We start from the raw sequence: 10,593 nt of genomic DNA, 5'->3' as shown, positions 1-10,593 counted from the left end.
GGCGACGTGAACGGCGACGGCGCAGTTGACATCAACGATGCTAACATCCTCATCAACGTCATCCTGGGCAAAGACACTGCCGACAAGTACAACGGACGTGCCGATGTCGATGGCAACGGCTCGGTAGATGTGAAAGACTCTAACATAGTCATCAACAAAATCCTAGGCAAGTAAGTTATCATCAAGAACGCTACGCTCCCATGCGTAGCGTTCTTGCTATTACTATCGCGACTATTGCGACTATCGCGACTATTGCGACTATCGCGACTATTGCGACTATTGCGACTATTGCGACTATCGCCTCTATCGCCTCTATCGCCTCTATCGCCTCTATCGCCCCTATCGCCCCTATCTCAACTATTGTTACTAATTCTTTTTCCTCAATCTCTTGCAAGTTTCTAAAAAAAATCGTACCTTTACCCCTTGAAAACAAATTAATATTAACATAAACAAAAACATTTAGTAACATGAAGAAATTTTTACTTCTCGCCTCAATGGCTGTAACAGCCATGGCATCGGCTTGGGCTACTACCGATGGTAAGGTTTACGAGCCCGTCAATGACATCAAGATTAAGAACTTGTGGATCATGGACCGCGTGCACACTCCCGCAGAGTTCAACGCTTCTCCTCTCTCACAAGGTACTTATGCTCGCATGGCAACAATGAAGGACAACGTGGTTTACGTTTCTCGTTCAGGTGCTCAACTCGCTGTCACTGAGGAAAACGACTCTATCCTTCAATGCGTTGTTTACCGCTTTGACGCTCTTACTGGCCAGCGTCTCGCCGATCTTCCCCTCACTCTCGACGGCAAGCCCTACGGAACAAAAGAGGCTGCTTCACTGAGTGCTAACAACATCGGTACCGACCACTTCGGACACATGTGGATCGCTCCTTATTCTTCTGAGGTTAACACTGTTCAGAAACTCTATCAGCTCGATGTTGAGACTGGTGAGCTCACACTCGTGACTGAACTTGAGAAGGGTGATGCCCTGGCTCGTATCGACTACATCGACCTCGTGGGTGACATCACTCGTGAAGAGGCTATGTGTACTATCATGGGTATGGGTTCACAGGTTGCTACCGTTTACCGCTGGCAGGCTGAACAAGGCGACGACTTCGAAGGCGGTTTCGAGGGCGACACTTACATCGACTTCACTGCTTTCTATCCCGAGACTGTAACACTGTGGGGTTATGCTCCTTACGTTAAGATTTGCCTTGGCGAGGATGAGGAAACCATGTACGCTGGTGAACTCTTCTGGCTCGATGGTTTCCAGACAGCTCCCGCTCTCTATGATTTCACAGGCGAGATGATCACTACTTTTGAACCCGTTGCTGTTGACAATCCCGAACTCGTTCCCGAGGCTGGTACCAATGGCGTTACAGAGTTCTCTCTCGAAGGACGCAACTTCATCGCTTACTCTATGGCCCAGTACAGCGGCGACGGACACGGCTGCCAGGCCAACATCTGCGAGCTCGGCCCCGACATGATGCTCGAAGGCATGACTCACTACTGGACTATCCCCGCCGACTCTCTTGGCAAGGTTTCTGACTCGGGTACTCGCATCCACTGCCTCAATGCACAGAAGGGTGTTGACGCACAGGGCAACGAGGAAATCACTCTCCTCACCTACAAGTGCTACAACGGTATCGGTGTTTACAAGATTGGCAAGAACGTGGGTGGCGACGATCCCGATCCCACAGTTCCCGGCGACGTGAACGGCGACGGCGCAGTTGACATCAACGATGCTAACATCCTCATCAACGTCATCCTGGGCAAAGACACTGCCGACAAGTACAACGGACGTGCCGATGTCGATGGCAATGGCTCGGTAGATGTGAAAGACTCTAACATAGTCATCAACAAGATTCTTGGTAAATAAGAATAAACCATAAATTAAGCGTGCCTGAATTATTGATTCAGGCACGCTTTTATATAGTAACTCAACTTTAGCATTTGATAATAAATATTACTAATTTACTGTCCGGCAGGACAATACCTGAATAACCCCCACCGCCGAACCGAGCGAAGCGAGCTCGGCAAAGTGAGCAGCGGTAAGTCGGCGAAGCCGGTGCCGCGGATAGCGAGCCTTTGCCAACATTCATAGTGGCGGTGGGGGAAGAAATGCAACACGCACCGCGTCCAGCAGGACGCTAATCGGAGCAAATAGGTGAGACTCAAATGGTTTCACATGCTAAAGCTGAATATAGTAATAAACAAATTCCTTTATGAAAAAGATATTAACCTCTATAACACTGGCCCTTGCTGCTGTCACAGCATCGGCATCGGCCACCTGGGACCTCATGGGCACCACCTACACCGTGGACACCCTGTTTCACAACCAGGTAGGCCCTGGCACCATGCAGACATCGTTGTGGTTCCATGCCGGAACCAGCCAGCTGCGTGTGTTCTACACCGAGATGGACATGACCAACCAGTACCTGTCGTTGCGTGGCGTGTGTGCCAAGGACATGCTCGCAGGCAACGAGCGCATCTCGGGAATGGCCGAGCGTAAGTCCGCTCCGGGACAGCGCTACTTCATCGGTGTCAACGCCGACTTCTTCTCTACCAGCGGCACCACCGCTCGCGGTGTCTCTATCATCGGATCGCCAGTGGGTTCTACCGTCGTTGACGGCACTATTTTCCGTGCGCGCAACAATGCCACTAACTACAAGAACTTTGTGGTCGATTACGACGGGAATCTCTATTGCAACCCCTTCAACTTTGCCGGCACGGTAAAGGATGCCGCTGGCAATACTGCAAAGGTGGGCAGCCTCAACGCTCCTTACACCAAGAACAATATCACCATCTTCAACGACCGCTACTACGGCAGCACCAGTCAGAGCGTGACCGGCACTTGTGTCACTGCCCGTGTGGCCGAGGGGTACCAGTTCACCACTACCGGTGATTTCAAGTTGGTCGTTACCGGTGCGCCCGAGGAAACTGCTGATGCTACCATCCCCGATGGCGAGTATGTGCTCTTCGGCCATGGCACTGCGGCTTCGCTCGTGGCTAACCTCAAGGTGGGCGACGAGGTGACCGTTAACCTCACATGGACCTACGACGGCAAGAGCGTCAACCCTTATCAGATTATCTCGGGTAACCCCAAGATTCTTGCCGACGGCGTGGTGCTCAACAGCGAGGCCGACCGTGGCGACGCCAACTCGCAGCAGCCGCGTGCTGCCGTGGGTTACAGCCATGGTGGCGACAAGGCCTATTTCTTCGTGGTCGATGGCCGCAGTCCGCTCTCGGCTGGCGTACGCACCATGGTTCTTGCCGACATCATGCGCTATGCTGGTGTTACCGACGCTATGAACGTCGATGGCGGCGGATCGGCAGTGCTCTATACCAGCACTCTGGGCATTCGCAACAAGCCCAGCGATGGTAGCGAACGTGCCGACGGCAACGGATTCTACTGCGTGAGCAGCGCCCCCGACGACAGCATCATCGCTTCAATACGCTTTGTTGATTACAAGCTCAACACCCCCAAGTATGGACTCTACACACCCAAGTTCTACGGCTACAACCAGTATGGCATGCTCATCGACCAGGACGTTCAGGGCGTGACCCTCACATGCGATGAGAGCGTGGGCGTCATCAAGAGCGACACCACTTTCTTTGGCACCGGAGAGGGCAAGGGGTTGCTCACCGCTCATTATGGCGAGGTCACTTTGAGCGAGGAAATCTTTGTAGGAGCTAGTGTTGACGACGTGAAGATTAAGTATGACTCAATCGTCACCGATGGCTTCCGCGAGTATCCTATCGACGTGGAAAGCACTGTGATGGAAACCGTTATGCCCATCGACCCCTCGGCACTTGAATGGACTTCAAGCGACCCCGCGGTTGTTGCTGTGGGAGCTCACACTGGTGTCCTCAAGGGCGTTGCCGACGGTGAGGCTCTTGTTGTGGGAACTCTCAACGGACGCAGCGACACCATCAAGGTTGTGGTACAGAAACCCACTGCACATGCTATGCCCATCGACCCCGATTTGGACATCAACACTTGGAAATTCTCCCAGGCGGGCGGCAAGGATGCCGTGAAGACTGCTGTGGGCGACGGCTTTACCTATGAATACACTGGGTCGTCAAGCCGCGCTCCCAAGCTCACCATGTCCAAGGACATATACCTGTGGTCGTTGCCCGACACTCTGCGTGTTCGCCTCAACCCCGGCGAAGCTCCTGTCAAGAGTCTCGTCTTCGGACTGCGCACCAACGGTGGCGGTATCAACTACCAGACCGTTGCGCCCGAGGTGGTTAACCCCAATGTTGAGAATACCTTCGACGTGCCCATGAACTCTTGGATGGACACCGACGACATGGGCAATTTCCCCGTGCTGCTTTCAAGCATACAGGTAGGTATGGGGGCATCGGCTACGGGACAGAAGTATGTGATGAACTTCATGGGCCTTGAGACCATCTACAACGCTATACCCCTCACTCCCGTGGGTGTCAAGGGCGACGTGAACGGTGACGGTGTGGTTGACATCAATGATGCCAACATCCTCATCAACGCTGTCCTGGGCAAGCCCTACAAGGGCAATGCCGATGTCACAGGCGACGGCACCATCGACATCAGCGACGTCAATTTCGTTGTCAACGCCATCCTAGGCAAGAACAAATAAAAATGATAGAAACTCTAGATAACCCATAAAAATCGTCAGGTTTCGCTCATCAAAGTAAACATTGCTAATTTGTTGTCCGGCAGGACAATATCTAAATAACCCCCACCGCCGAACGTAGTGGCGGTGGGGGGGGCAAGAAGCACCGCGTCCAGCAGGACGCTAATCGGAGCAAAATGGTGATATTGAAATGGTTTTAATGAAAGTTGAATAAATCTCTAGATTTTCTATAAAAAAACTAACTTTGCAATGAAACGCTACATTCAATCATTTGCACTTGCTGTGCTGGCGGCGATTGCCGCCATGCCGGCACATGCGCTCACCGAGTGGACCATTAACGGCAAGGCACAGAAGGTAGATACCCTCATCTATCCCCATCAGGCAGGGCCTGGTGTCATCGTGAGCAAGTATGACCTGCCTGCCATTCCTCTCAAAGTGAGCGTGATGGAGGTGGACCTCACCAATCCCTACATCCAGTTTGAGACCTGTCTGGGTGGCGAGAGCGCAGTGGGTTGCGAGACTCCCACCAGCATGGTTGCCCGCAACAATCGTCCCGGGCACGAGGTGGTGGGCGCTTGCAACGGCGACTTCTACATGACCAACCCGCCTGCCGAGGTGGGTATGCCGCGCAGCGGGCAGTTGCGTCGCAGCGAGGTGGTGGTCAACCCCGTGGGCACTGCTTGTTTCGTTCTCGACGAGAACAAGCATCCTTACATCGACCGAGTGGATTTCCGGGCCGAGGCGCGTCACAATGGCGCAACATTCCGCGTGCACACGCTGAACATGCTGCGTCTCGAGTATGAAAGCACTGGCGGCAACCAGACGTTCCTGTTCACTAACGCCTACGGCAAGAACACCTATGCCTGCGCAAGCGGCAAATTGGTGCTCATCGCTCCCAAAGATGGCAGTTTCAAGTGGCGTCCCAATAGCACCGAGGCTTGCGTGGTGGAGAAGGTTATCGATCCTGCCGGCGCTATACCCATTCCCGAAGGCAAGGCCTACATGTGGATGCAGGGTAGCGACGTGGCGCGGGCCGATGCCATGAAGCCGGGCGACGAGCTCTCTATCAGCCTCAAAGTGAGCCTGCGGGCTCAAGCCGGGGCTAGCATCGACTTCAAGGAGATGGTGGGCGGAAGCAATACCATCATCATGCGCAATGGCAAGCGTGAGGATCTGTGGGAGGAGAAACACCCTCGCACATGCATCGGCTTCACTGCCGACAGCACTCGCATGTTTGTCGTCGTGGTTGATGGACGAAGCCTCAAGTCGGCGGGCATCACAATGAACGAGGCCTACGACATCTTCACCGAACTGGGATGCGCCAACGCTGTCAACCTCGACGGCGGCGGTTCTACCTGCATGGTGGTCAACGACGAGGTGATCAATACCCCCAGCGACGGACCCATACGCGCCGTGGGCAATGGCTGCCTGCTCATCAGCAGCGCGCCGCAAGACGACGAACTGGGTATGCTCTGCTTTGCTCCTCGCAGCTTTAACCTCTCTAACGCTTCGCAAATCTACCCCGAAGTGTGGGGCTACAACCAGTATGGTGTGCTCAAGAACCGCAACGTGGAGGGTTGCACATTCTCTTGCGACCCGCAGGTGGGCTCCTTTGACTCCAACGGCTGCTTCACTGCCTCGATGACTCCCGCTGTGGGATACATCTATGCCACTTTGGGAGGGCTCACTGCCAAGCAGCAGGTTACCATAAATTTTTCTGAGCAGGCTCTGCGTTGCGACAGCGTGGTCATCGACAAGAACCACCCCTATGCTATCGAGGTGATAAGCATCAGCGGCGAATCGACCGACCTCGTCAACCCCGCCATCTTTGAGTGGACATCGGCCGACGAAGGCGTGTGCACCGTCGATGAGAAGGGTATCATCAGCGCAGTGGCCGATGGACGTACACTTGTCTATGGCAAGGGGGCCACTTTCAGCGACACTATCGTGGTCAACGTGCAGAACCCCAAGTTTCCCGTTGCTTGCCTCGACTCGGCTCCCATCGACCCTGCCACATGGACTGTGACACAGAGCGGTGGCAAGGATCGTGTGGTCTCTGCACTCGACAATGGACTCAAAGTGGAATTTACAGGATCGTCAACACGCAGTGCCTACATCAAGCTAGCCAAGAAATTTGACATCTGGGGATTGCCCGACACCATCCAGGTGCGCTATCGCCCCAACGGGCTCGAAGTGAAGCGTGTCACTCTTTCTACTAACGTGCTGGGAGGCAATCAGGTGATTACCGACATCACCGAGGCCGATACCATTGCCGGCGAGTGCATCATCAAGCTGCCCACAAGCGCTTGGTGCGACGCTGCCGACTTGAGCAACTATCCGCTGGGGTTTGTTTACCTCTACTTCCTCACTGCTACTCCCGCCACTGGCCAGCGATACTCGTTTGAGGTGCCTGGCATAGAGGGCATCTACGACATTCACGAGGACGTGGTTGAGGGTGACGTCAATGGCGACGGCGCCGTTGACATCAACGATGCCAATATCATCATCAATGCCGTCTTGGGCAAACCCGCCGAGGGACGCACCGATGTGACTGGCGACGGCGCCACCGATGTGACCGACGCTAACCTGGTCATTAACATCATACTGGGCAAATACATCCCCGCATCTACCTGTGCACAGGTGATGGCTGGCGCAGATGGCAAAACCTACAAAGTGACAGGCACTTGCACCTACATCACCAATGCCACCCATGGCAACTGGTACCTGCAAGACAAGACCGGGCAAATCAACATCTTCGGAACCCTCGACAGCAACGGCAACCCCGACAACTTCGAGAGCCTAGGCATCAAAATAGGCGACACAGTCACCGTCCAAGGTCCCAAGCAGACCATCAACGACATCACCCAGCTAGTCAACGTCAAAGTGATTCGTTAAAAGGCCCTCTCGTTTCCCCGGTAGCGGTTCTCTCGTTTCCCAGGTAGCGGTCCAGTTCTCGCGGGTTCTCCCGCGAGCCACCCATCAAGAATCCCCAGGAAAGCCAGTCCCCCTCGGCTCTCCTGGGGATTCTGTTTCAAGTTGCTCGGTTGATTGCGTCCCGGCATGGGGCACGCATTATTTTTGCACAAAAAACCTATAATTTCACTTCATCACCGTTCCACTGTGAAAACCCGCCAGCACCCCACTTCTGTTTTGGACCAAAAAAATGGTCCAAAACACCTCAAAAAAAGTGATAAAAGTGATAAATGTGATAAACTCGATAAAAACGATAATAACGATAATAACGATAAACTCGATAAATGCGATAAAAATGATAAAAAGCCACCCGTCAATCGAGCAACACCCAAGCACAATTTGTGACTTTTATTGCGGTTTTCAAATAAACAAATCTAGGAATGGTTGCAATCTATCAAAAAAAGTAGTAACTTTGTAGCGAAATTTACACTAAACCTTTTAGTTTTATGAAAAAAATCAATTTATTTAAGAGTTTACTGCTTGCCAGTGTTGCAACCCTGGGGTTCAGCGCTATGGCACAAAACGGTGCTCCTCACTCTGTTAAGGCTACGGCTAACTTGGCCGACGTTAACCTTGAGTGGCAGGCACCCGCGGCACCCATCGAGCTCAAGTGGCACGATGGCAGTTCTTACAATGGTATGGATGGTAAGGCCCTCACTCCGGGCTCTACTAATGTCATCTATGCTGCCAACAAATTCACCCCTGCCGATCTCGCAGCGGTGGCTGGACAGCAGGTGAAGTCCATCTCATTCTTCGACTATCGTCACTGCTACAAAGTGAACGTGCAGATTTATGAGAACAAAATGCTCGTTGCCGACAAAGCTGCCGACTTGAGCACTTACGAAAAGAACACAATGAAGGAAGTCGTTCTCGACGAGCCTTACACCATTCCCGCCGACAAGGAAGTGATGTTCGTGGCACGCTATGAGTACAGCCCCATCCAGGCTCTCACTGCTACTACCGACCGCACCCCCACACCCGGCAAGGGCGACATCTACTCTTACGATGGCAAGACTTGGTACCAAGGTGCTGTGGGTGACTTCATGATCACAGCTAATGTGGTTAACCATGCCGAGGCTACTCCCGCTTCTTACAGCGTGTATCGCGACGGCGTGAAGGCTGCCGAGGGGCTCACCCAGACTGCTATCACTCTCAAGAACGAACCCGTGGGCGTGCACGCCTATGCGGTGGCTGCTGTCTATGACGATGGCGAGAAGATGAGTGCTGCGGTTAGTGCTAAACCCATGGGCCTGGCTAACCTCCTTGCTCCCGCTGCTACATTCTCTGGCATCGCCGACGAGCTCGACGGTCTCCTCGCTTGGCAGGCTCCCCTCAAGGGCGGCAACACTCTCACTTGGAGTGGCGACGTGGCTGGTTTGAGCATCGGCGGTACTGCTGCTAGCAACACCAAGGTGTGGATCAAGCAAGAATTCACTGGCAACGACCTCCTGGCGTTCCAGAACTATCAGATCAACAGCATCAGCGCTTACGTCAACGAGAACACTATCACTGCTGTGACTCTGTTTGTCATCAAGGACGGCGCTGTGGTTTACAACCAGCCCATCAGTGACCTCGCTATACAGGCTCCCGCATGGAACACATGGGAACTCTCTACCCCCTATGTGATGGAGCCCGGTCACTCTTATGCTTACGGCTGCTACTACCTGCACACTCCTCAGACTCATCCCGTGGGTGTGGACAACACCGAGGCTATCGATGTGAAGGGTAACAGCTTCTCTACTTCATCGCCCAGCTCGGCATTTAACAGCTCTAAGCCTTCTTGGAAGACTCTGGCATCGGGCAACATCGCTGGTAACATCATGCTCAAGGCTGCTGTGTCGCCCGTGGGCGAGGCTACTGCTGCACAGGAGCCCACAGGATACGACCTGTATCGCAATGGCTCTCTGCTGGCTGGCGACATCAACGACACTGAATACCTCGACGAGGTGGACGAGCCCGGTCTCTATGAGTACACCCTGGTGACAAAGTACGACGGCAAGGAATCTCCCGAGGTTTCTACTACACTCAAATACACTATGCCCGCCGACTTCACTGCTCCCATCATCACCGACGCTACTTTCGACGAGGAAACCAAGAAGGTTGACATCGCTTGGAGCGCTAGCGCTGCCGAACTTAAGAAATTTGGCACTGCTACTTACATGGTAGGTTTCGACGAGGCTATGGACATGGTCTATGGTGCTAAGTTCACCGCTACCGAGCTCGCTCCCTATGCTGGCTACAAGCTCAGCAAGCTGCAGTTCTGCGTGGGCGAGGAAGCTCCATTCAGCCTCCAGGTGCGCACTGGCGACAACCAGGTGATCTTCAACCGTGACTTCGCACAGGGCGAAATCGAGGCTCTTGCTCTCTACACCATGACTCTTGAGAGCGACGTTGTTATCCCCGAGGGCAAAGACCTATACCTGTGCTACAAGATGAATGCCGAAGCTGGCTCTGACCCCATCATCCTCGATGCAGGTCCCGTTGTTGACGGTGGCGCAATGATCAGCCTTGCCGACGGCGCAAGCTGGATGAAACTGGGTACCATCAACAGCACTTACAACAACTATAACATCGTTATCGGTGCAACTGCAATGCCCGCTGGCAACAAGGCTCCCAAGCAGGAAATCACTCTGGGCACCGAGTTCTCTGACAACATGGAACGCGTCAGCATCAGCGCTGCCGAGGCTCGCGAGGCTGCTGTTAGCGGCTTGGGCATCGAGGCCGACCGCATGAGCGTGGCTCCCGCGAAGAAGGCTCCCAAGAAAGCTCCCAAACCCGTGGCCAAGTCGTTCAAGGTGCTCCGCAACAGCGAGGTTGTGGCTACTACCGAGAATACTTCATTCAGCGAGACTCTCAACGAGTTCGGTACTTTCAACTACAATGTTGTTACAGTCTTTGAGAATGGTTGGGAATCACCCATGAGCAAGACCGTTACCGCTAAGAACTTCATCGACCAGAACGCTCCCGCTCCCTTCGACCTGCGTGGCGTGGCCGACGAGGACG

General features: G+C 53.7%; 6 protein-coding genes. 5 read left to right on the top strand and 1 reads right to left on the bottom strand.

Annotation, left to right across the window (positions count from 1 at the left end):
- Positions 1 to 6: 6 nt before the first annotated feature.
- Positions 7 to 174, top strand: a complete 168-nt coding sequence (locus tag ACKI3C_RS11645; RefSeq protein ID WP_407405229.1) for a dockerin type I domain-containing protein — start codon at positions 7 to 9, stop codon at positions 172 to 174.
- Between the two features lie 16 nt (positions 175 to 190).
- Here ACKI3C_RS11645 and ACKI3C_RS11640 read toward each other — a convergent pair whose 3' ends face one another.
- Complete coding sequence (locus ACKI3C_RS11640) at positions 191 to 469, bottom strand: hypothetical protein (RefSeq protein WP_407405227.1); 279 nt, start codon at positions 467 to 469, stop codon at positions 191 to 193.
- Between ACKI3C_RS11640 and ACKI3C_RS11635 the strand changes: the two genes are divergently transcribed.
- From ACKI3C_RS11635 to ACKI3C_RS11620, 4 genes are all read left to right on the top strand, one after another.
- Complete coding sequence (locus tag ACKI3C_RS11635; RefSeq protein WP_407405225.1) at positions 468 to 1,880, top strand: dockerin type I domain-containing protein; 1,413 nt, start codon at positions 468 to 470, stop codon at positions 1,878 to 1,880. The two genes, ACKI3C_RS11640 and ACKI3C_RS11635, sit on opposite strands and share 2 nt — an antisense overlap.
- A 346-nt stretch (positions 1,881 to 2,226) precedes the next feature.
- Positions 2,227 to 4,620 carry a phosphodiester glycosidase family protein gene (locus ACKI3C_RS11630; protein WP_407405223.1) on the top strand — a complete coding sequence of 798 codons (2,394 nt, stop codon included), beginning with the start codon at positions 2,227 to 2,229 and terminating at the stop codon, positions 4,618 to 4,620.
- 246 nt (positions 4,621 to 4,866) lie between these two features.
- Entirely contained in the window at positions 4,867 to 7,512 is a 2,646-nt protein-coding gene (locus ACKI3C_RS11625; RefSeq protein ID WP_407405221.1) for a phosphodiester glycosidase family protein, read from the top strand.
- Between the two features lie 524 nt (positions 7,513 to 8,036).
- The coding region (locus tag ACKI3C_RS11620; RefSeq protein WP_407405219.1) for a hypothetical protein at positions 8,037 to 10,593 on the top strand (2,557 nt) is incomplete at its 3' end.

The organism is Sodaliphilus sp. (assembly GCF_045598405.1).
GTDB lineage: Bacteria > Bacteroidota > Bacteroidia > Bacteroidales > Muribaculaceae > Sodaliphilus > Sodaliphilus limicaballi.
The sequence above is the reverse complement of the archived record's forward strand: the minus strand, read 5'-3'. Positions and strand labels throughout refer to the sequence as shown.